This window comes from Streptomyces sp. NPDC049879 (genome assembly GCF_044461265.1).
Classification (GTDB): domain Bacteria; phylum Actinomycetota; class Actinomycetes; order Streptomycetales; family Streptomycetaceae; genus Streptomyces.
This window is the reverse complement of the sequence record NZ_JBITKT010000002.1, coordinates 17,564-41,704: the sequence shown is the minus strand read 5'-3', so window position 1 is coordinate 41,704 and position 24,141 is coordinate 17,564. Positions and strand designations below refer to the sequence as shown.

The following is a 24,141-nucleotide window of genomic DNA, read 5'->3' as shown; positions in this document are numbered from 1 at the left end:
ACCGGACTTCAACCGTACCTGCTTCCGCGGGCCTACGGTACGCCGTCCGCAGGACCGGAGCCGCGAGCATGGCGTCCGATGACCCTCTCTTTGCTGGTCAGCGGCGATTTTACCTTCTTTCTCGACACGCCTCGCACGAGGGGGGTGACATGTCTTACGCGGATGGCGCAGCCGCGCCCGCCCCGGCGGCCATCCGGTGCTCCGCGATCCGGTCGGCGGCCACGGCGGGCGGCACGTCCTCGGCCGCGGCGCGTTCGAAGATCTCCCGCGTCGTGGTGCGGATCTCGGCCGCCTTTGCCTTCGCACGTGCGAAGTCGAAGCCGTGCAGCTCGTCGGCCACCTGGATGACGCCGCCCGAGTTCACGACGTAGTCGGGCGCGTACAGCACGTCCCGGTCGGCGAGGTCCTTCTCGATGCCGGGGTGGTCGAGCTGGTTGTTGGCCGCGCCGCAGACGACGGACGCCGTCAGCACGGGGACCGTCCGGTCGTTCAGCGCGCCGCCGAGGGCGCACGGCGCGTAGACATCGAGCCCGGGGAGCGCGACCAGCGCCTCCGTGTCCGGGACGGCGGTCACGCCGGGGTGCTCCGCCAGCACGCGCCGCACGGCGTCCTCGCGCACGTCGGTGACGACGACCCGCGCGCCCGCCTCCCGCAGGTGCCCGACCAGCAGGCGCCCGACCTTGCCGACGCCCGCGATGCCGACCGTCCGGCCCGCCAGGTCCTCGTCGCCCCACCGGTGCCCGGCCGAGGCGAGCATCCCCTGGAAGACGCCGAACGCGGTCAGGACCGACGAGTCGCCCGCGCCGCCGTTCTCCGGGGAGCGCCCGGTGGTCCAGCGGCAGGTGCGCGCGACCACGTCCATGTCCGCCACGTACGTCCCGACGTCGCAGGCCGTCACGTACCGGCCGCCGAGCGAGGCGACGAGGCGGCCGTAGGCGAGCAGCAGTTCCTCGGTCTTGATCTCGTCGGGGTCGCCGATGATCACGGCCTTGCCGCCGCCGTGGGACAGGCCCGCCATGGCGTTCTTGTAGCTCATGCCGCGCGCGAGGTTCAGCGCGTCGCGGACGGCGGCCTCCTCGGGGCGCGGCCGGCCCGGGTAGGCGTGGAAGCGGGTGCCGCCGAGCGCGGGGCCCAGGGCGGTGGAGTGGAGGGCGATGACGGCGCGCAGGCCGGTTGCCGGGTCCTGCCCGAGCACGACCTGCTCGTGGCCGCCCTGGGCGGAGTGGAAGAGAGTGTCCAGAACGTCGGCCTCGACCGTGCTGTCTGCGCTGACAGCGGAACGTACATCGGTCACGGTGGTGACTCCTGCGGAACGTTGCGGATGCCCCCGTGCGGGTCGGGAGGGCTGTTGGTGAGATGAGCGTACGGCGGTGCGGCGGTCCTGGCTGCGCCCGGGTCGGGGCACTGACACGATCGGGGTAGACCGGGGGAGGACCGGGGCGGCGACGTGCCGGGTGTCCGTGGAGCAGGAGGACGGGAGGGTCCGTGACGAAAGTGCCGTACGCGGCGTATCTGAGGGTCTACGAGCCGCTGGCGGCCTTCCCCGAGCGGGAGCGCGCCCACTGGGCCGCGTACGCGGAGGGGGACCGGCTGCCGACGGCGGAGGACGAGGTGCGGGACGCGCTGGCGGCGCTCGCGGCCGTTCCGGCGCGGGTGGTCCCCGCCGGGGAGAGCGCGGACGCGTTCGTCGCGGTGGTGGACGGCGAGGCGCTGATCTGCCCGTGGCGGACGCGGCTGCGGTCCTGGCAGGCGCTCGACGCGGTGGGGGAGTGGCTGATGCCGCAGCCCGTGCTGGACGCGGCGCTGCCGCCCGAGGCGCGGCGGCGGGCGGCCGAGGAGTACGCGGACTGGCGCGAGCGGAACGCGGACGCGCGGCCGTGGATCAGGTCGGCGCTGTGGCACGTGCCGGTGCGCTGGTTCGCCCTTTTCGCCGACGAGGAAAGGGAGTTCAGGCCGGCCGATGCGGGCGCGCGGCCCGAACTGCGCTACCGTACGCCGATGGTGCAGGCCAGGCGGCGGGTGGCGCGCGGGCTGCGGACCGTCCGGCGGGCCATGCCGGAGAGTCCGCTCGCGGAGGCGCTGACCGATGTCGGGCGCTGGATCGAGCGGTTCCATCCGAAGTCGCTCGTCGAGCTGGACTACGGCGGTCTCGTCCACGCCGTACCCGGTGACCAGTTGGCCGCCGATCGGTCGGCGGCGGACGTGGCGGCCGGGCTGACGGCGCTCGGCGCGGGCGATCTGCGGCGCGCCGGGGAGCTGTACGAGGAGCTGACCGAACGCTGGACGGCGGTCAGGGAACGGCAGTTCGCCAACTGACCCGGGACCAAAGTCCCACGTCAAGGGGCTAAAGCCCGCAAGCGTGATGGATGGCACGGAAGGAACCTCTTGCCAGCAAGCAGTACCCTCGTGTCAAAATAGGACAAGGAGCCCGCGAGGGGCCCTTCTGTCCGCTCGGCGATGTGCGTCGAAGGGTGGATAGATCGGTATTGCGCTCCTTGGCGGGAGTGGTGCCGAGTCATCACCGTGTGACTGATCGTGAGGGCCGAGTGACTGTCCGCTATGGCATGGTCCAGTCGGCTTCCGCCGAGGTTGAACACCTGAGAGGGCAATTCCATCGGTTTGGCCGACCCGGCTGGACGGATGGTGTAGTTGTAGTGCCGAGGACATGCCGTTCGTCCTATAACCGACTCGACCCGCTACTGCCATTTCGGGCAACGCGGGTCAAGGTGCAGAATTTAGAGGAAAGAACCGTGATGGTTCGGTTCTCCCGAGGAGGCCGCTCATGACCGCTCGCACCCCTGATGCCGAGCCGCTGCTGACCCCGGCTGAGGTTGCCACGATGTTCCGCGTCGACCCGAAAACGGTCACACGCTGGGCAAAAGCGGGCAAGCTCACGTCTATCCGCACGCTCGGCGGGCACCGTCGCTACCGTGAAGCGGAGGTGCGCGCACTGCTCGCGGGCATCCCGCAGCAGCGCGGCGAGGCCTGAGCAACGCAGCACCAGCACAGCACGACCCAGGCTCCGGGGCCCCCACTCCGGACCGCTTGGCCCCTGATCGCGCCGGACTCCGCCGAGTCCGGCGCGATCTCTTTGTGTCGCGGAGGGCTCACGGGAACGCACGGACACCGGTCAACCGGCCGTACAATTGCACATATTAAATCGACGGGTGTCTCTACGGGGTTGAACGAGCTCAAGGCGCTATCGAGTTCCGTGACTCCCGTCACATCGCCCGTCCCTTGCCCGCGGTGATGATCTTGCGATAAAAGGCGCCGGCGTCGGCTCCCGCGCACTCGCACCGTACCCCCTGGGCGCGCCGTCGCGCCGGAGGATCCGCGGATCGGGGCGTGGCATGTGCCCGCGGCGCTCCCGTGCGCCCGGCCGCGTCCCGTTCCCCCACCTGTCGGTGTCCGCCGGCGGCCGCCGTGAAACCACCCGGCGCACGCGTCACTCGTCACACGACCGCGACGCGGCCCGGCCGCTCATGCAGAAAGCCCGGACCCTGGTGGGGTCCGGGCTCTTCGAGTCCGATCATGATCGGCCTGCTGCCGAAACTGTGCGGTCCTGACGGGATTTGAACCCGCGGCCTCCACCTTGACAGGGTGGCGAGCACTCCAAACTGCTCCACAGGACCACGTCGCGAGGGCGACTCTACCCCAGATGGAGGCGTGGGCACCAATCGGCCGCCAGGCGCCCCGACCTGGTGTTCTCAGCCGGCCGGGGCCAGCGCGTCGATCGCCTTCACGATCCGCTTGTCCGAGACCGGGTACGCCGTGCCCAGCGCGTGCGCGAAGTAGCTCACCCGCAACTCCTCGATCATCCACGGGATCTCCGCCGCCGCCGCGGGCACGGGACGTCCCGGCGGGAACTGTTCGAGCAGCCAGGCGTATTCGTCCCGCATCTCGTGCACCTTCGCCATCCGCGCCGCGTCGCGCTCCGCCTGGTGCGGGAGCTGCTGGAGCCGCCGGTCGACCGCCGTCAGGTAGCGCAGGACGTCGGCCAGCCGCCGCGCGCCGTGCGCGGTGACGAAGCCGGGCCGCACCAGGCCGTCGAGCTGCTGCCGCACGTCCGCGCGCGCCGGGAGGAGCACCTGGCTCGTCAGCGACCGCAGCCGCCGCTCGCACGCCTGCCACGCGGACAGCACCTCGCGCACCTGCCGCACGATGCGCAGGGTCAGGTCCGTGATGTCGGCGCGCACCGCGTCGAACAGCTTGGTGAAGCCCGCCTCGTCCCACGCGGGGCCGCCGTGGGCCTCAATCAGCCGGTCGGCGGCCGCCGTCACGCAGTCGTCGAACAGGGCGGCCACGCCGCCGTGCGGGGACGAGGAGAGCGCGAGCTTCGCCGCGTTGTCCAGCTGCCGCTGCGCGAACTTGCCGGGATCGGACGGCAGGTTGAGCAGGATGAGCCGCCGCGTGCCCAGCGCCATCGCGCGCGCCTGCTCCGCCTCCGTGTCGAACAGCCGCACGGCGACGGCCGTCCCGGTGTCCACCAGCGCCGGGTACGCCTTCACCGGCTGGCCGCCGCGCCGCGTCTCGAAGGTGCGGGCGAGCGTGCCGACCGTCCAGGACGTGAGCCCCTCCGCGCCCGCCGTGAACGCCCTGTCGAGCGCCTCGCGCGCCTTCGGCCGCATCCGCGCGCGCAGCGCCGTCAGGTCCTTGCTCTCGGCGTCACCGGGGACGCGGCGGCGCCGCTCGTCCACCACGCGGAACGTGATCCGCAGGTGCGCCGGGACGCGTTCCTCGTCGAAGTCCTGCTCGGCGACGCGTACGCCCGTCAGCCGCGTGAGCCCGCGCGCCAGGGCCGTGCGCAGCGGCTCCCCGGTCGGCTCGGGCGTCGCCTCCAGGAAGCGCCGCGCGAAGTCGGGGGCCGGGACGCAGTGCCGCCTGATCGGTTTGGGCAGGGAGCGGATCAGTTCCGTCACCAACTGCTCGCGCAGGCCCGGGATCTGCCAGTCGAAGCCGTCCGCCGTCACCTGGTTGAGCACCTGGAGCGGTACGTGCACGGTCACGCCGTCCGCGTCCGTCCCCGGCTCGAACTGGTAGGTCACGCGCAGGGACAGCCGCCCCTGCCGCCAGGTGTCCGGGTACGCCTCCTTGGTGACCCGCTCCGCCTGCTCGTTGATGAGCATGGACTTCTCGAAGTTGAGCAGATCCGGCTCTTCGCGCCGCTTCTGCTTCCACCAGGCGTCGAAATGGGCACCGGAGACGACGTCTTCCGGCACCCGCTGGTCGTAGAAGTCGTAGAGCGTCTCGTCGTCCACCAGGATGTCGCGGCGCCGCGCGCGCTCCTCCAGCTCGGCGACCTCGGCGAGCAGCCTGCGGTTCTCGGCGAAGAACTGGTGCCCGGTGCGCCAGTCGCCCTCGACCAGCGCGTTCCTGATGAACAGGTCCCGGGACGTCTCCGGGTCGATCCGCCCGTAGTTGACCTTGCGCTGCGCGACGACCGGGACGCCGTAGAGCGTCACCCGCTCGTACGCCATCACCGCCGCCTGCTTCTGCTCCCAGTGCGGCTCGCTGTACGTCCGCTTCACCAGGTGCCCGGCCAGCGGCTCGATCCAGTCCGGGTCGATCCGCGCGTTCACCCGCGCCCACAGCCGCGACGTCTCCACCAGCTCGGCCGACATCACCCAGCGCGGCGGCCGCCGGAACAGCGCCGAACCGGGGAACACCGCGAACTTCGCGCCCCGCGCGCCCAGATACTCGTTCTTCTCCGTGTCCTTCAGGCCCAGGTGCGACAACAGCCCGGCCAGCAGCGACTGGTGGACGCGGGCCGGATCGGCCGCCTGCCCCTCGCGCGGCGCCGCCGGCTCGATGCCGAGCGAGCGGCCCACCGAGCGCAGCTGCGCGTAGATGTCCTGCCACTCGCGTATCCGCAGGTAGTTGAGGAACTCGGCCTTGCACAGGCGGCGGAACGCCGAGGAGGACAGCGCGCGCTGGCGCTCGCGCACGTACTCCCACAGGTTGAGGAACGCCAGGAAGTCCGACTCCTCCGCCGGGCCCTCGCGGAACCGCTGGTGCTTCGCGTCCGCCTGCTGCTGCTTGTCGCTCGGCCGCTCGCGCGGGTCCTGGATCGACAGCGCGGCGGTGATCACCATCACCTCGTGCGCCACGCCGTTGCGCTCCGCCTCGACGACCATCCGCGCCAGGCGCGGGTCGACCGGCAGCTGCGACAGTTTGCGGCCCATCTCCGTCAGCTTCGCCCCGGCGAGCGCGCCCAGCTCCTCCAGCAGCTGCACGCCCGCCTTGACCGAGCGGTGGTCGGGCGGGTCGATGAACGGGAAGCGCTCGACCTCGCCGAGCCCGGCCGCGTTCATCTGCAGGATGACGGACGCCAGGTTCGTCCGCAGGATCTCCGCGTCGGTGAACTCGGGGCGGGAGAGGAAGTCGTCCTCCGAGTACAGGCGGACGCAGATGCCGTCGCTGGTGCGGCCGCAGCGGCCCTTGCGCTGGTTCGCGCTCGCCTGCGAGACGGGCTCGATCGGCAGCCGCTGGACCTTGGTGCGGTGGCTGTAGCGGGAGACGCGGGCCGTGCCGGGGTCGATCACGTACTTGATGCCGGGGACCGTCAGCGAGGTCTCGGCGACGTTCGTCGCGAGCACGACGCGGCGCCCCGGGTGCTGCTGGAAGACGCGCTGCTGCTCGCCGTGCGACAGGCGGGCGTACAGCGGCAGGATCTCGGTGTGGCGCAGGCGGCGCTTCTCCAGCGCGTCCGCCGTGTCGCGGATCTCGCGCTCGCCGGAGAGGAAGACGAGGATGTCGCCCGGGCCCTCGGCCTGCAGCTCGTCCACGGCGTCGCAGATGGCGGTCGTCTGGTCGCGGTCGGCGGCCGCCTCGTCGGCGTCGCCGCCGTCCCCCAGCTCCTCCAGCAGCGGCCGGTAGCGGACCTCGACCGGGTACGTGCGCCCCGACACCTCGATGACCGGCGCCGGGCGGCCCTCCGCGTCCGCGAAGTGGCGGGCGAAGCGCTCCGGGTCGATGGTCGCCGACGTGATGACGACCTTGAGGTCCGGGCGGCGCGGCAGGAGCTGGGCCAGGTAGCCGAGGAGGAAGTCGATGTTGAGGCTGCGCTCGTGCGCCTCGTCGATGATGATCGTGTCGTACTGGCGCAGCTCGCGGTCGTGCTGGACCTCGGCGAGCAGGATGCCGTCCGTCATCAGCTTGACGAGCGTGGCGTCGCCCGCCTGGTCGGTGAAGCGCACCTTGTAGCCCACCGCCTCGCCCAGCGGCGTCCGCAGCTCGTCGGCGACACGCTGCGCGACCGTACGGGCCGCCAGGCGCCGGGGCTGCGTGTGGCCGATGAGGCCCTTGACGCCCCGGCCCAGCTCCAGGCAGATCTTGGGCAGCTGCGTCGTCTTGCCCGAGCCGGTCTCCCCCGCGACGATCACCACCTGGTGGTCGCGTATCGCCGCCAGGATCTCGTCCTTCTTCTGGCTGACGGGCAGCTGCTCGGGATACGTGACGGCGGGCACGGCGGCGCGACGGCGCGCGACGTGGGCCTCGGCCGTCTCGATCGCGGCGCCGATCTCGGCGAGCACCGCCTGCTGGGCGGACGGCTTGCGGATGCGGCGCGCGCCGTCGAGCCGCCGGCCGATCCGCCGCTGGTCCCGCAGGCTCAGCTCCGGCAGCCGGGCGGCCAGCTCCGACACGGGCGGCACGGGCGGCGCGGGAGAGGCCGCCTTGGATACGGGGGAGGGGTGTGTAGGCATACGTACCCAAGCGTCTCACCCGCGCGCGGTGGGCGGCGAGCCGATATCGCAGTGCGCGTGTTTCGCCTGAGATGTCCACCTATGTCATGTCTAGGGTTGCTTCGTGAGCGGTTGGTGGCGGAGGGCGCGCGCGTCGGTCTACTTTCCCGCGGTCGTGGTGTCGCTGATCGCGGCGGGCGCGGCGGCGCTGTTCGCCGGGTCGTACACCTATGCGATGGCGGACCCGGCGCCGCGGCACGTGCCCGTCGCCGTCGTCGGCGAGCCGGAGTCGCGCAGCAGGGTGGACGCGTTCGTGGCCGAGCTGGAGCGGCGGCTCGACGCGTCGCTGCGCATCCACCGCTACCGCGACTATCCACAGGCTGTGGACGCCGTGGAGCGGCAGGAGGTCTTCGCGGTCTTCCGCAACCGCGGGGAGCGCGTCGAGCTGAAGCTCGTCAGCGCGGCCGGCTCGTCCGTCGCCGAGCTGCTGCGGCAGGACGCGCCCGCCGCCGCCAAGGCCGCACACATCGACCTGAAGGTCACCGACATCAAGCCGCTGTTCCGCGGCGACCCGCGCGGCCTCGCCATCTTCTACATCTCGATCGCCACCGTGATCATCGGCTTCCTCGGCACGGTCCAGCTGAGCGTCAACGCCCCCGCGCTGAACCCGGGAGAGCGGATCGCGTTCACCGCCTTCTACGCGCTGCTCGGCGGACTGGCGATCATCGCGACGGTGGACTGGTGGCTCGGGGCGCTGCCGCTCCCGTTCTGGCAGTCGTGGGGGACGCTGGCGCTGACCATGTTCACGTCGGGGATGGTCTTCAGCATGTTCAACGCGCTGGTGCGGCGGTGGGCCATCCTCCCGACGTGGGTGCTGATGGTCATGCTGGGCAACCCGTCCTCCGGCGGCGCCGTCTCCTGGCCGCTGCTGCCCTCGGTGCTCGGCGCGATCGGCCGCTGGCTGCCGCCCGGCGCCGCCGTCAACGCGCTGCACACCGCCGTCTACTTCCGCGGGCACCAGCAGGCGCAGCCCTACCTGGTGCTCGGCGGCTGGGCGCTGCTGTCGTGCGCCGTCTTCTGGGTCTGGCGCCGCCGCCACCCCGGCGGGCGCCCCACCGGCGCGGCGGCCGAGCCCGTCCCGGCCGCCTGACGCGCGGCGGCGGGCGCGGTCACCGCCGGGTGAGGCGCGTCACCAGGACGCCGTTGTCGAATGCCTCGCGCTCGACGACGTCGAACAGCGTCGGGTCGAAGTCCCCGTCGAAGAAGGGGACGCCGGAGCCGATGACCACCGGATAGCTCTTGATGATCAGCTCGTCGATCTCCGGCTGCAGGACGCCCGCGAGGACGCCGCCGCACAGCCAGATGTCGAGCCCGTCCTCCTCCTTGAGGCGGCGCACGAGGCCGAGGGGATCGCCGGGGACGACGGTGACGGCCGGGTCGATGCCGGGCGCGACGGTGGTGGACACGACGTACTGGCGCAGGTGCGCGTACGGGCTGGTGAAGCCCGCGTCGAGGCCGGGCAGGTAGCTGCCGCGGCCCATCAGGACCGTGTCGAAGCGGCGGTTGGGGGCGTCCGCGAGGCCCTCGGCGTCGCGCCCCATGATGGGGACGGTCTCCGGGAGCCGGGCGTTCATCCACGCCGAGTAGGCCGCGGCCTGCGCCTCGTCGCCCTGGGGGAAGAAGCCGAACTCGCCGCCGGGTCCGGCGATCCGGCCGTCGAGGGTGACGGCGGCGTAGTAGACGAGCTTTCGCATGGGCTGGCCTCACCTGGTAGTACTCTGCCTGTCGTGCTCTGAACATAGTGCTACGTATGTAGTGGTGTCAACGGGCCAACCGGGCACGGTCCTGGGCAGAACCGGCGCGCGCATGGCAGCATCACGCCCGTGACCAGCAGAACCACCGCCGACCAGCGCCGCGGCGACCTCGCGCTGCTGCGCCGCGTACGCGACCGGATCGACCGCGAGTACGCGCAGCCGCTCGACGTCGAGGCGCTCGCGCGCGGCGTGCACATGTCCGCCGGGCACCTCAGCCGGCAGTTCCGCGCCGCGTACGGCGAGTCCCCGTACAGCTATCTGATGACGCGCCGCATCGAACGCGCGATGGCGCTGCTGCGCCGGGGCGAGCTGAGCGTCACCGAGGTCTGCTTCGCGGTCGGCTGCTCGTCCCTCGGCACCTTCAGCACGCGCTTCAGCGAACTCGTCGGCATGTCCCCGAGCGCCTACCGCCGCCAGGCGGCCGACGCGGTGGAGGGCCTGCCCGCCTGCGTCGCCAAGCAGGTCACCCGACCGGTCAGGAATCGAGAAGCACGCCCCACCGGACCGTAGCTAGCGTGAGGGTATGGACATCACGATTCACACCACGGTTCTCCCGCACGACGACCCCGACGCCGCCCTCGGCTTCTACCGCGACCTCCTCGGCTTCGAGGTGCGCACCGACGTCGGCGCGGGCGCGATGCGCTGGATCACGGTCGGCCCGGCCGGGCAGCCCGGCACCTCCATCCTCCTGGCGCCCCCGGCCGCCGACCCCGGCGTCACGGACGACGAGCGCCGCACCGTCACCGAGATGATGGCCAAGGGCACCTACGGCTGGATCCTCCTCGCCACCCCCGACCTCGACGGCACGTTCGAGAAGCTGGTGGCCGGTGACGCCGAGGTCGTCCAGGAGCCGACCGAGCAGCCGTACGGCGTACGCGACTGCGCCTTCCGCGACCCGGCGGGCAACCAGATCCGCTTCCAGGAAGTGCGCTGACCCCCCGCCGGCCGGGGCGGCGGGAGCCTCAGCCCGCCGCCATCAGCGCGCCGACGTCCTCCGGGGTCCAGTGGCCCCGCGCCCCCGGGCACCCGGCCAGATAGGCGGCGACCTCCGCCCGCCCCCACGCCCCGGTCGCGGCCAGCCCGGCGGCGAGGTGTGCCACGTACGGCGCGGCCGGGCGCCGCAGCTCCACGTCCCCCATCCGCCACGGCGCGGTGAACGTGAGCACGGGCACCCCCGCCAGCGTTCCCAGGCACAGGAGCGTCTCGTACCTGCCGGGCCCGAGCCGCGCGCGGCCGGTGGCCAGCGCGCCCGCGAGACCGGCACCGGCGCCCGCCCCCGGCGTCCGGTACATCTCCTGCGCGGCGATGTCGGAGAACTGCCGCGCCGTGACGAGATGCGCGACGCACCACGCGACGCCCCCGGCCGCCGGGTCGTAGAAGCCCCTGCCGCTGGTCCACACGGGCGACTCCGTCGCGAAGTAGACCCGCCCGGGCACCACCACGGCGGCCGAACGCGCGGGCGGCGTCCTGTCCCGGCACCCCGGATACACCCGCCGGGCCCCGGGCGGACGGCCGCCGTCGATGTAGTGCCGCAACCGCTCGACACGCATGTTGGACCCATACGACGCGTACCAGACACGCACCGGCACACCACCCCCCGGCCGAAACGGCTCGGGACACAGCACAGCGACCATCCCCCGATCATCACCCGGGACGGCGGCCCGGCAGCCCCCGCACCGTTGTTCTCGTGTCCCCGCCCTGTGACGATGTGTGCAAGCGCAGGCACGGATTTCCATGGGGGGCGGGGAATGGCTGTCCGGAGGATTCGCGGAACGGCACGGTCCCGTCGGGGGCTTGTCACCGTCGGCGCATACCTGGCGGCCGTGGTGCTCGTGGTGGGGGCGGTGCTGAGCACGCCCTTCCTCCTGCGCGCGGTCGCCCCGTCCGACACCGACTGGGGGCAGCTCAGCGACGTCAGCCAGACCTACGGCGCCCTGTCCGTCCTCATCTCCGCCGCGGCACTCGTCGGAGTCGCGGCGTCGCTCACCTACCAGGCACGCCAGACCAGGGTGGAGCAGGAGGAGTCGGCGAGGAGCGCGCACCGGGAGCTCGTCCTGCTCTCGCTCGGCGATCCCGTGCTGCGGACATGCTGGGAGCCTCCCGGCGCGGAGGTCACGGCCGACGAGTGGAGGCGTCTGGCCTTCACCAACCTCATCATGGCGAGGTGGGAGAACTCGTTCCGGCTGCGGAGGACCACGGAGGAGCAGCTGCGGCGGCTCCTCGCGAACCACTTCCGGGGCGCCCCCGCGCGAACCCACTGGGCGCAGGCAGGCCATGGCTGGCGGCTGCACGCCGAGGCGGGCGGGAACCGCAGGGCGCGTCGTTTCGCCCTGCTCGCGGACGAATGCTTCCACGCGGCCGTGGCGCGGGGCGCGGCGGTGGCGCCGGAGGACTATTTTCTGCCCGACGCACCGCCCTGAGCGCGGCCGCTCTGACGACGGCCGCGCTGACGACGGAAACGCGAACGGCCCTGGCGGGGGATGCCCGCCAGGGCCGTTCGTACTGCTTTCTCCGGTGGCTGGGGCCGGGGTCGAACCGGCGACCTTCCGCTTTTCAGGCGGACGCTCGTACCAACTGAGCTACCCAGCCGGAGCGGTCCTGACGGGATTTGAACCCGCGGCCTCCACCTTGACAGGGTGGCGAGCACTCCAAACTGCTCCACAGGACCTTGCTCTTGCGACACCGGGATGTCGCGTACCCCCGACGGGATTCGAACCCGCGCTACCGCCTTGAAAGGGCGGCGTCCTGGGCCACTAGACGACGGGGGCCCGGCGGCCCGCCTCGGCATCTCGCGATGCCGTCGGGGACGTGAGAAGCATAGGGGATGCCGGGACCGATCGGCAAAACGGTTCGGTCGGCCCGCGTCCTGGCCCTCCGCGCCGCCCGCCCGCGACAATGGCCGGGTGCTGGAGATGACGCGCGAGGAGTTCGAGGAACTGGTCGGCGAGGCCCTCGACCGGGTGCCGCCCGAGCTGACGCGCCTGATGGACAACGTCGCCGTCTTCGTCGAGGACGAGCCGCCCGCCGAGGCGGGCGACCCCGAACTTCTCGGCCTGTACGAGGGAGTGCCCCTCACCGAGCGCGGCGAGTGGTACGCGGGCGCGCTCCCCGACCGCATCTCCGTCTACATGGGACCCACCCTGCGGATGTGTGAGCGAGAGGGCGGCGGCCGGGAACTGGTCGTCGAGGAGGTCGAGATCACCGTCGTGCACGAGATCGCCCACCACTTCGGGATCGGGGACGAGCGGTTGCACGCGCTCGGCTACGGGTGAGGCGTGTCCTGGGCGGGGCGGCGGGAGTTGAACGGGCGGAAGCCCGTCCCGCGCGCCGACCGGAGGAACGTTCCCGTGCCCAGCCGCCGTCACCGCCGAGCCCGTCCCGCCGCCCTGGCGGGGATGGCCGCCCTCGCCGCCGTCGCGCTGGCGGGCTGCGTCACCGTGGACCCGGAGAAGACCGCGCAGCAGCGTGAGCCCGACGGCGGCGGGCACGGCGCGCCCGACACCGCCTCCGAGCGGGAACGCGCGGCCGGGGGCCAGGGGGACGCGCCGGGCGGCGCCGGGCCCGAGCCGAGCGGGGGGCGCGCCGAGGACGTCGCGCCCCCAGGTTCCGCCACCGCCGACGACGGGCCCCAGGGCCGCGCGGACCGGGCCGACGAGGACGACACACCTGCCGGCACGCCCGACCGCACCCCCCGCGCCACGCCCCGCCCCGGCACCCCCGCGCCGCCGCAGCGTCCCGACGTGCCCGAGCCCGTTCCACCGCGCCCCGAGCCGCCCGCGCCCGAGCCCGCCGACCCGGACCCGGCGCCCGGCCCCGAGGAGCCGCCCCCCGCGCCCGAGCCGGAGCAGCCGGCCCCCGAGCCGGGCCCCGAGGAGCCCGCCCCGGCGCCGGGAGAGCCCGCGCCAGGGGGTACGGGCTGACCCGTTTGCGTATCACCGCGCCGCGTGCGTATGCTTGTAGATCGTTTGATCCCACTTGCCCGGCGCCCCGAAGCAGCGCGCCGTGTGGCGCGTTCCTCACCGAGCCGTGGCTGACCGCATCCAGGCGGTCAAGAGCACCTACGGAGCACAGGCGCGTGCCGACCCCACAAGACTCCGGAAGGTTCTCACTTCGCATGTCCGTGACCACGCCCGAGGTTCTTCTCCCCCTGGATGACGAGCCCACCATGACGTTCGCCGACCTGGGCCTGCCCCAGGAGATCGTGCGCACGCTCGCCGAGCACGGTGTCACCACCCCGTTCCCCATCCAGGCCGCCACCATCCCGGACGCGCTGGCCGGACGGGACATCCTCGGCCGCGGCCGCACCGGCTCCGGCAAGACCCTGAGCTTCGGCCTGCCCCTCCTGGCCCGCCTCGCCGGCGGCCGGACGCGCGCCAAGCACCCCCGCGCCGTCATCCTCACCCCCACGCGTGAGCTGGCCATGCAGGTCGCCGACGCGCTGGAGCCGTACGGCAACGTGCTCGGCCTCCGCCTCAAGGTCGTCTGCGGCGGCACCTCCATGGGCAACCAGATCTACGCCCTGGAGCGCGGCGTGGACATCCTGGTCGCCACCCCCGGCCGCCTCCGCGACGTGATCGGCCGCGGCGCCTGCTCGCTGGACGACGTCGAGGTCGCCGTCCTGGACGAGGCCGACCAGATGGCCGACCTGGGCTTCCTGCCCGAGGTCACCGAGCTGCTCGACCAGGTCCCGCCGGGCGGGCAGCGCATGCTGTTCTCGGCGACGCTCGAGCACGAGATCGACACCCTCGTGAAGCGCTACCTGGTCGACCCCGTCAGCCACGAGGTGGACGCGGCCCAGGGCGCCGTCACCACCATGAGCCACCACGTGCTCATCGTGAAGCCGCGCGACAAGGCGCCGCTGACCGCCGCCATCGCGGGCCGCGACAGCCGCACGATCGTCTTCGTCCGCACGCAGCTCGGCGCCGACCGCGTCGCCGGGCAGCTGCGCGAGTCGGGCGTGCGCGCCGACGCGCTGCACGGCGGCATGACGCAGGGCGCCCGTACGCGGACCCTTGCGGACTTCAAGGACGGCCGCGTCAGCGTGCTGGTCGCCACCGACGTCGCGGCGCGCGGCATCCACGTGGACGGCATCGACCTGGTGCTGAACGTGGACCCGGCCGCCGACCACAAGGACTACCTGCACCGCTCGGGCCGTACGGCGCGCGCGGGGCGGTCCGGCACCGTCGTGTCGCTGGCGCTGCCGCACCAGCGGCGGACGATCTTCCGCCTGATGGAGGACGCGGGCGTCGACGCCTCGCGGCACGTCATCGGGCGCGGCGACCTGTTCGACCCGGACGTGGCGGACATCATCGGCGCGCGGTCGCTGACCGAGGTGCAGGCCGAGGCGGCGACGGGCGCGGTGACGCACGCGGAGCGCGAGGTCGCGCGCCTGGCGCGCGAGCTGGAGCGCGCCAAGGAGCGTGCGGGCGAGCTGCGCGACGAGGCCGACCGGCTGACGGGCCGTGCGGCGCGTGAGCGCGGCGACGACCCGGCCGAGGCCATCGCGGCGGCCGCCGAGGTGCGGGCGCAGGCCCTGGCCGAGGCGGAGCGCGAGGCCGAGGCGGAGGCGCAGCGCGAGGCGCGGCGCGCCGAGAAGGCCGCGCGTGCCGAGGCGGCGCGCGACGAGCGGGGCGGTGACCGCGGCGGCTACCGCCGTGACAACGACCGCCGTCCGTACGGCAACGGCAACGGCAACGGCGGGGGCCACGGTCACGGCCGCCGGGACAACGACCGTGGTGGCTACCGCCGCGACGACGACCGCGGTGGCTACCGCCGTGACGACCGGCGCGGTGGCGGCGACGACCGCCGCCCGTACGGCCGCCGCGACAACGACCGGCGCGACGGCGACCGCGGCGGCTACCGCCGTGACGACGCGGGCAGCGGCTTCCGCCGTGACACCGAGCGCCGTGACGGCGGCGGCTACCGCCGCGACGGCGGCACCGGCAACGGTGGCGGCTACCGTGGTGACCGCGACGACCGGGGCGGCTTCGACCGCCGCGCCGACAAGCCGCGCTGGAAGCGCAACGACTGACCGTATGCCTTCGAGCGCGGCACCGCCCCCGGGCTATGCTTCCCCTGCGGGCCGTTAGCTCAATTGGCAGAGCAGTGGACTTTTAATCCATTGGTTGTGGGTTCGAGTCCCACACGGCCTACGGGAAGGGCCCCGGCTCGGAAGTCTCCGAGCCGGGGCCGCCCTGCGTTTCGGGGGTGTGCGCGTGTGGCCGTGCGTCTCAGCGGGCGTTGGGGCGCAGTGATGCGCGCGCCCGGTGTGCGGTCCATGCCAGCAGGGCGGCGGTGAGGGGCCAGCACACCGCGGGGGCCGGGAGTGCGGGACCGTCGGTCAGGGCGCGTGCCATGGCGACGGTGCTGCCGAGCACGGCGACGGCCTGTCCGGTGCTCTGCCACAGCAGGATCGTCACTGTGCCGGATGCGCCGGTCATGGCGCGGTGCAGCAGCGACGCGGGCGGTGGGGGACGGTGCGCGCCCAGCAGGCCGCCCGCTACGAGGAGCGGTGCGGCGGCGGCGAGCAGTGTGACGGCCGGTACGTCGGTGGTGAGGGCGAGCGGTACGGCGGCGGGGAGTCCGGCGAGCAGCAGCGCCAGTGTGGGGACGATGGCGTGGGCCAGGGCGAGTGCGGCGGCGGAGCGTGGCCACCAGAGCAGGCCGCGGTGTGGGTCGTCGGCGTCCAGGCGGGCCGGTTCCAGCAGCGAACCCGCAGCCGCGGCGGCCAGTGACGCGGCGGCGGCGAGGAGGACGTACGCGGAGGTGCCGTCCGTGCCGGTCGCGACCGCGGCGGTGAGGAATGCGCCGACCAGCAGCAGTGTCGCAGTCACCAGGCGCTGCGGGCGGCCGAGCAGCCCCAGCGCGTCCCGCCACAGCACCGCCGCGAGGGGGTGACGGGGTACGCGGAGTCGGCGCCATGCGCGGGGTGGTCTGCTGCCGGACGCGGTGGCGACTGCCTGCCATGCCGTGCGGAGGTCGAAGGAGGCCAGCCCGGCGACCGCACGGCCTGCGGCGTGGGAACGCGTACGCAGTACGGCTGCCGGGAGCGAGCCCGTCATGCGCCGGAGGGGCAGCAGCGCGGCCACCGTGCAGCAGAGCAGCAGGAGGGCGGCCACCTGCCAGCCGGGGGCGGGCAGTCCGGCGGCGGCGATCATCGGCTGGGCGGCCCAGCCCCAGGGGCCGGACCACAGCACGGCGGTACGCAGTGGCGCGGCCGGGTCTCCGCCGCGCAGCAGGAGGGAGACCAGCAGCAGGACTGCAAGCAGTGCGGGTCCCAGGAACAGCCGTACGGTGCGGGCGGCGGGGGCGTACCGTTCCACGGCGACCGCTCCGGCGGCCGTCAGCAGTGCGAGGCACAGGGCGGGCGGCACGCAGGCCAGCAGCGACGTACCCAGACCGGCCAGCCGGGCGGCGGCTACGACCAGGGCGGCGCCGAGCCCGGCCAGCAGTCCGACGAGCGACAGCAGCGCGGTGGACAGCAGGAGCCAGGGGCGCAGCAGCCGCCAGCGGGGGAGCGGCATGGGAAGCAGCCAGTCCGCGTCGGCCCGGGGGAGGGTGACGGGCCCGCGCCACAGTGCGTCGGTCAGCGCGATGCAGACGGCGGTGAGCGCCAGGGCCGGTACGGCGAGGGGCAGGGCGTCGCGTATCCGGTCGGCGTGGTCGGCGAACGGGCCGCCCCGGTCGATCTGCGCGACGAGCCCGGCGCCGTAGAGGCCGAACCAGCTGACCAGCAGGAGCGCCGTGACGTAGGCGCGGTAGCCGAAGCGGCGGCGGCGTTCCTTGCCGCGGTGCGCGCGCAGCCAGTCGAGGGCGGCGGTGTCGGTGGCGGTCATGTGGCGGGGGTTGCGGCGGGGGTCAGCGTTCCGTCGGCGAGGACGTAGGTGCGGTGGGCGAGTGCGGCGGCCAGTTCGCGGTGGTGGGTGACGAGCAGCAGGGACGTGCCTGTGGCGAGGCGGTCGGCGAGGACGGTCGCGAGCCGTTGGCGGGCGTCGGGGTCGAGGCGTTGCTCGGGCTCGTCCAGGAGCAACAGGTCGGTGGGGCGCAGGAGGGCGGCCGCCAGGAGGAGTTCCTGCGTCTGCCCGGAGGACAGTTCGGCGGGCAGCGCGTCGGCGCGGGCGGAGAGCCGGTGGGTGGCGAGGGCGGCGGTGATGCGGGCGTCGGCGTCGGGGACGCGGTGTCCGGCGGCGACGAGTTCGAGGTGCTGACGGACCGTGAGGTCGGGGTAGCAGGCCAGCGCGTCGCCCACCAGCGCGACGCGGGCGCGGGTGCGGGGGTCGTCCTCGTCCATGGGGGCGCCGTCGAACTCGACGGTGCCCGTCGTCGGCCGGTCGCGTCCGGCGGCCAGCCGCATCAGCGTGGACTTGCCGGCGCCGTTGTGGCCGAGCAGCGCGACGCACTCGCCCGCACCCACGTCGAGGTCGACCGGTGCGAGGATGCGGCGGTCCCCGTGCGTACGGCTCACGCCGCGCAGTCGCAGAAGCATCCGGCGGACTCCTCCCGTGGGGCGGGGCCGGCGCGACCGGACTGACCGCACTGTGCCCGTGCGAACATCGTATAGACGTCTGATCTGCCCCTTGTGCCCCGTAGAATCACCGCACCGGTCGCTGGCCCCGCGTGCAGGGCGGGGCCAGCGGCCGTGTCGTCCCGGGCCGGAAGTGGCCGGTTCCCTGCGCGAGATGAGCGTCTGCGACCGGAAGTGATCGGTGCCGCTCTCCTCTTGACCGTAACGACATCCCGGGAACGGACCGTGAGCGCCGGCCGTACCTCCCTTGCCGACAGTCGGCGGAACGGGGAGGGGCCATGGAGCGGAAACGTCTCGGAGGAGCTGCCGCGGCCACGGGGTCGCGAAACGGCCGCCTGCCGCGCCGACCGCGGTGGGACGCGGCCCGACTCGCCGTCCGGGTTCTCCTCCTCGCCCTGCTCGTGGCGCCGAAAGGCCATTTCCGTCGATCGGCCTCCGCGGGATTCGGCGATCTCGCCGAATACGCCTTTCGGGAAACAGCGGACTATTCGCTCCCGGCGCTGTCCGAAGAGTCCCCTATTTTCCGCACGCAACGGCTTTCGCGCACCGTTCTGCTTTTCCGGAACCGCCGGGTGAATTCCCGCGCGGGAGAAACAGCCGGTCCATCGCCTGTCGGGCCCGCACCCGGGATGACCATGGCGTTCGTGTCCCCGGGAAGCCCGGACCGCCCCCGGGGCCCCCGGGGAAGCCGCGGCCCGACATCCGCACCCACCCGTCCGGCGGATTCCACGCGCGTCGCCCGGCTATGGCGTGCGACTTCCTCCCCGTCTTTCCCCAGGACACGCCCCCGCCGCCTCCCGGGGCCGCGCGATCCGCGCCGCTCCCGCGACGCGGGCCCCGTCCACGGCTCACCAGCCGAGTTCGTCACACCCCTGGTGCCCCGAGGGCTCGACCTGGAGCGTCGCGTGCGCCACACCGTGCCGACGCCGCAGCACGTCCCGCGCCCGGTCGAGGACGGCGTGCGGGTCGGCCCGCTCGGACGCCACCAGGTGCGCCGTCGCCACCGGCATGCCGGAGGTCAGCGTCCACAAGTGCAGGTCGTGCACGTCCGCCACGCCCTCGATCGCCGCCAGGTCGCCGGTCACCTCGTCCAGGTCCATCCCCTCGGGCGCGTGCTGCGCCAGGACGGCCAGCACCTGGCGGCCCAGGAGCAGCGCCCGCACCACCACGAAGCAGCCGATCGCCAGCGCGACCAGCGTGTCCCACACCGGCCGCCCGGTCGCCGCCACCAGCCAGCCCGCCACGACGACGCCCACCGACCCCGCCGTGTCGGCGACGACCTCCAGATACGCGCCCCGCACGTTCAGGCTCTCGGCCGCCCCGGCGCGCAGCAGCAGGAGCGCGGCGACGTTCACCGCGAGGCCGAGGGCGCCGACCGCCACCATCGGGCCGGTCTCCACCTCGGCGCCGCCGCCCGCGCGCCCGACGGCCTGGACGACGATGTAGACGGCCACGCCCAGCATCAGCAGCACGGCGAGACCCGACGCGAAGACCTCCGCGCGGTACGAGCCGTACGTACGGCGGCCCGTCGCGTCCGGGCGCGCGGCGATCCGCGTCGCGACCAGGGCGGCGGCGAGCGTCACGACGTCCGCCGCCATGTGCCCCGCGTCCGAGAGCAGGGACAGGGAGCCGGAGAGCACGCCGAAGACCAGCTCGACGACGAAGAACGCGGCGATCAGCGCGAACGAGACGGCGAGCCGCCCCCGGTGCCTGCCTGTGGCCGACGCCCCGCCGCCGCCCCCATGGCCGTGCGCGTGTCCGTGACCCATCAGCGCGGCCCGCCCGTCCGCTCGGGGTGGATCGCCTCGGTGTGCCCCGTGTGGGCCACGGCCAGGTCGAGCAGCATCCGCACGTGCGCGTCGTCCAGCCGGTAGTACGCCACCCGGCCCGCGCGCCGCGCCGCCACGACGCGGTGGGCGCGCAGCAGCCGCAGGGCGTGCGACGTGGCCGACTCGCTCATGCCGGTGACGGCGGCCAGGTCGCAGACGCACAGCTCGCCGTCGAGCAGGGCGACGAGCAGCCGCAGGCGGCCCGGGTCCGCCATCAGGCCGAAGATGTCGGCGGTGTCCGCCAGGTCGGGCTCGGCCGGCATCCGGCTTCTGACCTCGTGCACCCGTTCGGGGTCCACCAGCCGCACGGCGCAGCCGTCGGCGGGGACCAGCTCGTCTGAAGACCTCTTCATATGTGCAGGGTGGAGGCACCGCCGCGCCCGTGTCAAAGGCTGCCGTGGTAACCGTTGTCATCCCCCCGGCCCGCCCCCGCCCGCCGCGCCACCCTTACCGATCGTGAACACGTCAGTGCGCTCCGCATAACAAATGACACTCCGTCAGATGCGAGATGCGGCACACTGCCCTCGGAGAATGCCCGTTTTGATGCCCTTGCGTCGCGAATCTCCGCGCCCCTTCCCGGCATCTTTCCTGCGGACACTTGGAATCCGGCGCCGACTTCTATTAACGTTCGATAACGCAGCGCGGTCGTCACTGTCGTCGCAAGGACGGCACCGCGCTCTGTCGCCGAATCCGGCGTGCGGAACAACTGCACCTATGGAACCGGGGAACCACCACCTGGGGTGAATCGGACAGCCATCGGCCACCGCCGTCGGCCGCCCGTAGGAGACCTTCCTGCTCCGAACCCGTCAGCTAACCCGGTAGGCGAGGGAAGGAAAGGAGAGCGCCTCCGTGGCGTCGAACCGGCATGCCTCTTTCGAGGACACGCGCCAGGGCGCGCAGCAGCTCCTCGGCTCGCACGACCCCCATGACACCGCCGCCTGGCCCACGCAGGGCGCGCACGGCATGCACAACGGCCCCTACGGCACCTACGGGACGCACCCGGACGTGACCGAACACCCCGAGCCCCCCGCGTACTTCGGCCCGCGCGCCGCCGACGACGAGCCGCGCACCGAGTGGAACCCCAGCGAGGACACCCTCCTTCCCGTCCGCGGCCGCCACCGCGTCGCCCGCAAGGGCGGCGGCACCATCGCCCGCAGCCGCGCCGTCCTCGGCGTCGGCGTCATCGCCGCCGTGGGCGCGGGCGGCATGGCCTCCGCCAACGACCAGGGCGCCGGATCGCTGCCCGGCATGGACGCCGCGGCCGACAAGCTCCGCGACATCCCCGGCCAACTGCCGGTCGTCGGCGGCCTGCTGTCCGCCGACGAGGCCGCGCCGACCGCCGCCCCCTTCACCGAGGCGGGCGTCACCGAGGCCGACGTCGAGGCGGGCAGGACCGACGCGGGCGAGGCCCTGCGCGCCCGGATCCTCCAGCAGGCCGACCGCCAGGCCACCAGCGCCGACACCCAGGCCGTGGACACCGCCGTCGCCGCCGCCGAGGCGGACGCCGCGAGCGCCGCCGCCGAGGCCGCCGAGGACGAGCGCCGCGCCCTGGAGGAGCAGCGCCAGCGCGAGGAGGAGGAACGCCGCCGCGCCGAGGAGGAGCAGCGCCGCCGCGAACTCGCCGCCAGCTACGTCCTCCCGCTCTCCGACTACCGCCTCAGCTCCGGCTTCGGCCAGGACGGCGCCATGTGGCAGTCCAACCACACCGGCCAGGACTTCGCCGCCTCCACCGGCACCCCGGTCAAGAACATCCACACCGGCACCGTCACCGAGGCCGCCTGGGCCGGCTCGTACGGGTACCGCGTGATCGTCGAGCTGGAGGACGGCACCGAGCTCTGGTACTGCCACCTCTCCTCGATGAGCGTCTCGGCCGGCCAGGAGCTCACCACCACCGACCAGATCGGCCTCGTCGGCTCCACCGGCAACTCCACCGGCCCCCACCTCCACGTCGAGGTCAGGCCCGCGGGCGGCGACCCCGTGGACCCGCTGGCCTGGCTGCGCGACAAGGGCCTCACGGTCTGACGCGCACCCCTCGCACCCCGGCGGCCCTGATGACACCCCCCGACATCAGGGCCGTCGGTCTACGCTGCCCGGTATGACTGCACCCCTGCGCCCCCTCGGCGACCTGCACGTATCCCCGCTCTGCCTCGGCGGCAACGTGTTCGGCTGGACCGCGGACGAGTCCGAGACCTTCGCCGTCCTCGACGCCTTCGCCGACGCCGGTGGCAACTTCATCGACACCGCGGACGCCTACTCGGCCTGGCACGAGGGCAATACGGGCGGCGAGTCGGAGACGCTGATCGGCCGCTGGCTGGCCCGCCGCGGCCGCCGCGACGACATCGTCGTCGCCACCAAGGTCGGCAGCCACCCCGACCTGCGCGGCCTCGCCGCGTCCACGATCAAGCGCGGCGCCGAGGAGTCCCTGCGCCGCCTCGGCACCGACCACATCGACCTGTACTACACGCACTTCGACGACGAGACCGTCGAGGTCTCCGAGATCATGACCGCGCTGGACGAACTGGTCCGCGAGGGGAAGGTCCGCGCCCTCGGCGCCTCCAACATCTCACCGGCCCGCCTGGAGGCCTCCCTCGCTTTCGCCGCCCGCGAGGGCACCACCCCGTACGTCGCGCTCCAGCCGAGGTACAACCTCGTCTCCCGCGAGTCCTACGAGGGCGAACTCGCCGCCACCGCCGCCCACCACGGCCTCGGCGCCCTCCCGTATTCCGGCCTGGCCGCCGGCTTCCTCACCGGCAAGTACCGCGCCGACACCACCGTGGACAGCCCCCGCGCCGCCGGCGCCTCGAAGCACCTCACCACCGAACGGGGCCGCCGCGTCCTGGCAGCCCTGGAATCCGTCGCCGACGCGCACAGCACCACGATGGCCACCGTCGCCCTCGCCTGGCTGGCAGCCCAGCCCACCGTGACAGCCCCCATCGCCAGCGCACGCACCACCACCCAACTCCCCGCCCTCCTGGCCGCGACAACTCTCACCCTGCCCCCCACCGACCTCACCACCCTGACCGAAGCCTCAACCCCTCCCGCTGCCTGACCGCCCCCGCCCATAGGGTGCAGCGCGTTCCGAAGGAGAATGGCCGGGTGTCCGAGACGGCTGAGACGGGGAAGTGGGAGCCTCCGCCTGGCTCATGGGCTTCCTCCGCGGCCCGGCGCCGCAACATGCAGGCCATCAAGGCGAGGGACACGAAACCCGAACGCCTCGTACGGACACTGCTGCACGCCAGGGGCATGCGGTACCGCGTGTCCGCCCGTCCGCTGCCCGATCTCCGGCGGACGGCGGACATCGTCTTCCGCCCAGTGCGCGTCGCCGTGTTCATCGACGGCTGCTACTGGCACGGCTGCCCCGAGCACTACGTCTCACCGCGCACCAACGAGGGCTACTGGTCGGGCAAGGTCACCGGCAACGTCGCACGGGACCGCGACACGGACCGCCGCCTCACCGAAGCGGGCTGGCTTGTCCTCCGCTTCTGGGAGCACGAGTCATCCGAAGCCTGCGCGGACACGATCGCCGCCCACGTGATCGCCCGCCGCGCCGCCGCCTGACCGGCCTCCGGCCTGTTGACGCGACACGGGGGGCCGACGGTCGTCACCCCCGTGTGCGGGTCAGGAGGGTCAGTGTTGTGCTTGTTGCTATTGCCAGTGATGTGCCCGTCGGTGAGAAGCCCGTGGTGCGCAGGGGGGCGTGTGTGGTGCGGTGGATCAGCCACCAGTCGCCGCCTGCCGGGCCGTGGCAGAGGCCGCCGTCGCGTGAGAGCAGTACGCGGTGGTGTGGCCAGTCGGGGCTGACGACGTCGACCGTCCAGCCGTCGGCCGTCGTCGAGTGCAGCCCGCCGCCGTGCACGCCGGCGATGCGGATGTGGCCGCCGGCGAGGGGGCCGAGGCCGGGGCAGGTCAGGTGCGGGCCCGTCGGCTCGCTCACGTCGGGGTCCGGGTCGCGGTCGCGCGCGAGCAGCGCGCCGGTCGCCGCGTCGAGGACGCCGTGGCCCGTCAGCGAGACGACCATCAGCAGCTCCCGCCCGCCGTCCGGGTCCGTGCCGAAGCCGACGCCGAGCAGCCCGCCGATGGCCATGGCCAGGACCTGGCGCCACGGCGGCGGCGCGGCGGAGACGGGCGCGGCGAGGAAGCGTTCGCGGAGCTGCTGCTGGTGTTCGGTGAACATGACACCGTCCTACGACGAAGCGCGAGGCGTGCAGGAGACGTTACGGACCGTACGGGCGGAGCGCTAGACAGGGAACGTTCACCTGTCCGGTACTCCCGGGTCACGCGGACCACCCCCA

Annotated in this window: 21 protein-coding genes, 5 tRNA genes and 1 riboswitch; of the genes, 13 read left to right on the top strand and 13 right to left on the bottom strand. The window is 73.3% G+C overall.

Annotated elements, in window-relative coordinates; all coding sequences use genetic code 11:
• Nucleotides 1-154 precede the first annotated feature (154 nt).
• Nucleotides 155-1,294: a Leu/Phe/Val dehydrogenase gene (locus ACIBPC_RS07045; RefSeq protein WP_398841832.1), complete on the bottom strand. Its 1,140-nt coding sequence runs from the start codon at nt 1,292-1,294 to the stop codon at nt 155-157.
• A gap of 191 nt (nt 1,295-1,485) precedes the next feature.
• Between ACIBPC_RS07045 and ACIBPC_RS07040 the strand changes: the two genes are divergently transcribed.
• A complete protein-coding gene (locus tag ACIBPC_RS07040) occupies nt 1,486-2,316 on the top strand; it encodes a hypothetical protein (protein ID WP_362957582.1) in 831 nt (276 codons plus the stop codon).
• 466 nt (nt 2,317-2,782) lie between these two features.
• Nucleotides 2,783-2,989, top strand: coding sequence for a developmental transcriptional regulator BldC (gene bldC, locus ACIBPC_RS07035; protein WP_019431930.1), 207 nt, complete (start codon nt 2,783-2,785; stop codon nt 2,987-2,989).
• Between the two features lie 568 nt (nt 2,990-3,557).
• On the opposite strand, the gene ACIBPC_RS07030 is transcribed toward bldC, so the two are convergent.
• A tRNA-Asp gene (locus ACIBPC_RS07030) sits at nt 3,558-3,632 on the bottom strand.
• A gap of 75 nt (nt 3,633-3,707) precedes the next feature.
• Complete coding sequence (hrpA, locus tag ACIBPC_RS07025; protein WP_398841829.1) at nt 3,708-7,703, bottom strand: ATP-dependent RNA helicase HrpA; 3,996 nt, start codon at nt 7,701-7,703, stop codon at nt 3,708-3,710.
• 103 nt (nt 7,704-7,806) lie between these two features.
• Here hrpA and ACIBPC_RS07020 point away from each other — a divergent pair, with 103 nt between their 5' ends.
• On the top strand, nt 7,807-8,832 hold the full coding sequence (locus tag ACIBPC_RS07020; RefSeq protein ID WP_398841828.1) for an ABC transporter permease: 1,026 nt from the start codon (nt 7,807-7,809) through the stop codon (nt 8,830-8,832).
• Between the two features lie 19 nt (nt 8,833-8,851).
• Here ACIBPC_RS07020 and ACIBPC_RS07015 read toward each other — a convergent pair whose 3' ends face one another.
• Nucleotides 8,852-9,436 carry a dihydrofolate reductase family protein gene (locus tag ACIBPC_RS07015; protein ID WP_398841826.1) on the bottom strand — a complete coding sequence of 195 codons (585 nt, stop codon included), beginning with the start codon at nt 9,434-9,436 and terminating at the stop codon, nt 8,852-8,854.
• Between the two features lie 129 nt (nt 9,437-9,565).
• Here ACIBPC_RS07015 and ACIBPC_RS07010 point away from each other — a divergent pair, with 129 nt between their 5' ends.
• Complete coding sequence (locus ACIBPC_RS07010; RefSeq protein ID WP_362957596.1) at nt 9,566-10,006, top strand: helix-turn-helix transcriptional regulator; 441 nt, start codon at nt 9,566-9,568, stop codon at nt 10,004-10,006.
• Between the two features lie 13 nt (nt 10,007-10,019).
• Entirely contained in the window at nt 10,020-10,430 is a 411-nt protein-coding gene (locus ACIBPC_RS07005; protein ID WP_362957599.1) for a VOC family protein, read from the top strand.
• 28 nt (nt 10,431-10,458) lie between these two features.
• On the opposite strand, the gene ACIBPC_RS07000 is transcribed toward ACIBPC_RS07005, so the two are convergent.
• Nucleotides 10,459-11,046 carry a histone deacetylase gene (locus tag ACIBPC_RS07000; protein WP_398841824.1) on the bottom strand — a complete coding sequence of 196 codons (588 nt, stop codon included), beginning with the start codon at nt 11,044-11,046 and terminating at the stop codon, nt 10,459-10,461.
• A gap of 273 nt (nt 11,047-11,319) precedes the next feature.
• Between ACIBPC_RS07000 and ACIBPC_RS06995 the strand changes: the two genes are divergently transcribed.
• The gene (locus tag ACIBPC_RS06995; protein WP_398841822.1) at nt 11,320-11,916 is read left to right on the top strand and encodes a DUF6082 family protein; all 597 of its coding nucleotides are present in this window, start codon (nt 11,320-11,322) and stop codon (nt 11,914-11,916) included.
• Nucleotides 11,917-12,011: 95 nt separating this feature from the next.
• Here the strand turns inward: ACIBPC_RS06995 and ACIBPC_RS06990 are convergent.
• The 3 genes from ACIBPC_RS06990 to ACIBPC_RS06980 form a co-directional block, all read right to left on the bottom strand.
• Nucleotides 12,012-12,085 (bottom strand) — tRNA-Phe (locus tag ACIBPC_RS06990).
• A gap of 4 nt (nt 12,086-12,089) precedes the next feature.
• Nucleotides 12,090-12,164, bottom strand: a tRNA-Asp gene (locus ACIBPC_RS06985).
• Nucleotides 12,165-12,191: 27 nt separating this feature from the next.
• A tRNA-Glu gene (locus ACIBPC_RS06980) sits at nt 12,192-12,264 on the bottom strand.
• 135 nt (nt 12,265-12,399) lie between these two features.
• On the opposite strand from ACIBPC_RS06980, the gene ACIBPC_RS06975 reads away from it, so the two are divergent.
• The 4 genes from ACIBPC_RS06975 (at nt 12,400) to ACIBPC_RS06960 (ending at nt 15,648) form a co-directional block, all read left to right on the top strand.
• Nucleotides 12,400-12,768 carry a metallopeptidase family protein gene (locus ACIBPC_RS06975; protein ID WP_362957606.1) on the top strand — a complete coding sequence of 123 codons (369 nt, stop codon included), beginning with the start codon at nt 12,400-12,402 and terminating at the stop codon, nt 12,766-12,768.
• A gap of 75 nt (nt 12,769-12,843) precedes the next feature.
• Nucleotides 12,844-13,416 carry a hypothetical protein gene (locus ACIBPC_RS06970; protein ID WP_398841820.1) on the top strand — a complete coding sequence of 191 codons (573 nt, stop codon included), beginning with the start codon at nt 12,844-12,846 and terminating at the stop codon, nt 13,414-13,416.
• A 194-nt stretch (nt 13,417-13,610) separates the two neighbouring features.
• Complete coding sequence (locus ACIBPC_RS06965) at nt 13,611-15,527, top strand: DEAD/DEAH box helicase (RefSeq protein WP_398841818.1); 1,917 nt, start codon at nt 13,611-13,613, stop codon at nt 15,525-15,527.
• A 48-nt stretch (nt 15,528-15,575) separates the two neighbouring features.
• Nucleotides 15,576-15,648 (top strand) — tRNA-Lys (locus ACIBPC_RS06960).
• Nucleotides 15,649-15,726: 78 nt separating this feature from the next.
• Here the strand turns inward: ACIBPC_RS06960 and ACIBPC_RS06955 are convergent.
• The 4 genes from ACIBPC_RS06955 to ACIBPC_RS06940 all read right to left on the bottom strand — a co-directional run bounded on the left by ACIBPC_RS06955 (nt 15,727) and on the right by ACIBPC_RS06940 (nt 20,202).
• A complete protein-coding gene (locus ACIBPC_RS06955) occupies nt 15,727-17,331 on the bottom strand; it encodes a hypothetical protein (RefSeq protein ID WP_398841817.1) in 1,605 nt (534 codons plus the stop codon).
• Entirely contained in the window at nt 17,328-17,981 is a 654-nt protein-coding gene (locus ACIBPC_RS06950; RefSeq protein WP_398841816.1) for an ATP-binding cassette domain-containing protein, read from the bottom strand. Before ACIBPC_RS06950 ends, ACIBPC_RS06955 begins: the two co-directional genes overlap by 4 nt.
• 887 nt (nt 17,982-18,868) lie before the next feature.
• A complete protein-coding gene (locus tag ACIBPC_RS06945) occupies nt 18,869-19,789 on the bottom strand; it encodes a cation diffusion facilitator family transporter (protein ID WP_398841814.1) in 921 nt (306 codons plus the stop codon).
• Entirely contained in the window at nt 19,789-20,202 is a 414-nt protein-coding gene (locus ACIBPC_RS06940; RefSeq protein ID WP_398841813.1) for an ArsR/SmtB family transcription factor, read from the bottom strand. Before ACIBPC_RS06940 ends, ACIBPC_RS06945 begins: the two co-directional genes overlap by 1 nt.
• A 319-nt stretch (nt 20,203-20,521) precedes the next feature.
• Nucleotides 20,522-20,691: riboswitch (cyclic di-AMP (ydaO/yuaA leader) on the top strand.
• Between the two features lie 7 nt (nt 20,692-20,698).
• Between ACIBPC_RS06940 and ACIBPC_RS06935 the strand changes: the two genes are divergently transcribed.
• The 3 genes from ACIBPC_RS06935 (at nt 20,699) to ACIBPC_RS06925 (ending at nt 23,407) form a co-directional block, all read left to right on the top strand.
• A complete protein-coding gene (locus ACIBPC_RS06935) occupies nt 20,699-21,871 on the top strand; it encodes a M23 family metallopeptidase (protein ID WP_398841811.1) in 1,173 nt (390 codons plus the stop codon).
• Nucleotides 21,872-21,944: 73 nt separating this feature from the next.
• Nucleotides 21,945-22,898, top strand: a complete 954-nt coding sequence (locus ACIBPC_RS06930) for an aldo/keto reductase (RefSeq protein WP_362968122.1) — start codon at nt 21,945-21,947, stop codon at nt 22,896-22,898.
• Nucleotides 22,899-22,945: 47 nt separating this feature from the next.
• Nucleotides 22,946-23,407, top strand: coding sequence for a very short patch repair endonuclease (locus ACIBPC_RS06925; RefSeq protein WP_362968121.1), 462 nt, complete (start codon nt 22,946-22,948; stop codon nt 23,405-23,407).
• Nucleotides 23,408-23,450: 43 nt separating this feature from the next.
• Here ACIBPC_RS06925 and ACIBPC_RS06920 read toward each other — a convergent pair whose 3' ends face one another.
• On the bottom strand, nt 23,451-24,023 hold the full coding sequence (locus ACIBPC_RS06920) for a hypothetical protein (protein WP_362968120.1): 573 nt from the start codon (nt 24,021-24,023) through the stop codon (nt 23,451-23,453).
• Nucleotides 24,024-24,141 lie beyond the last annotated feature (118 nt).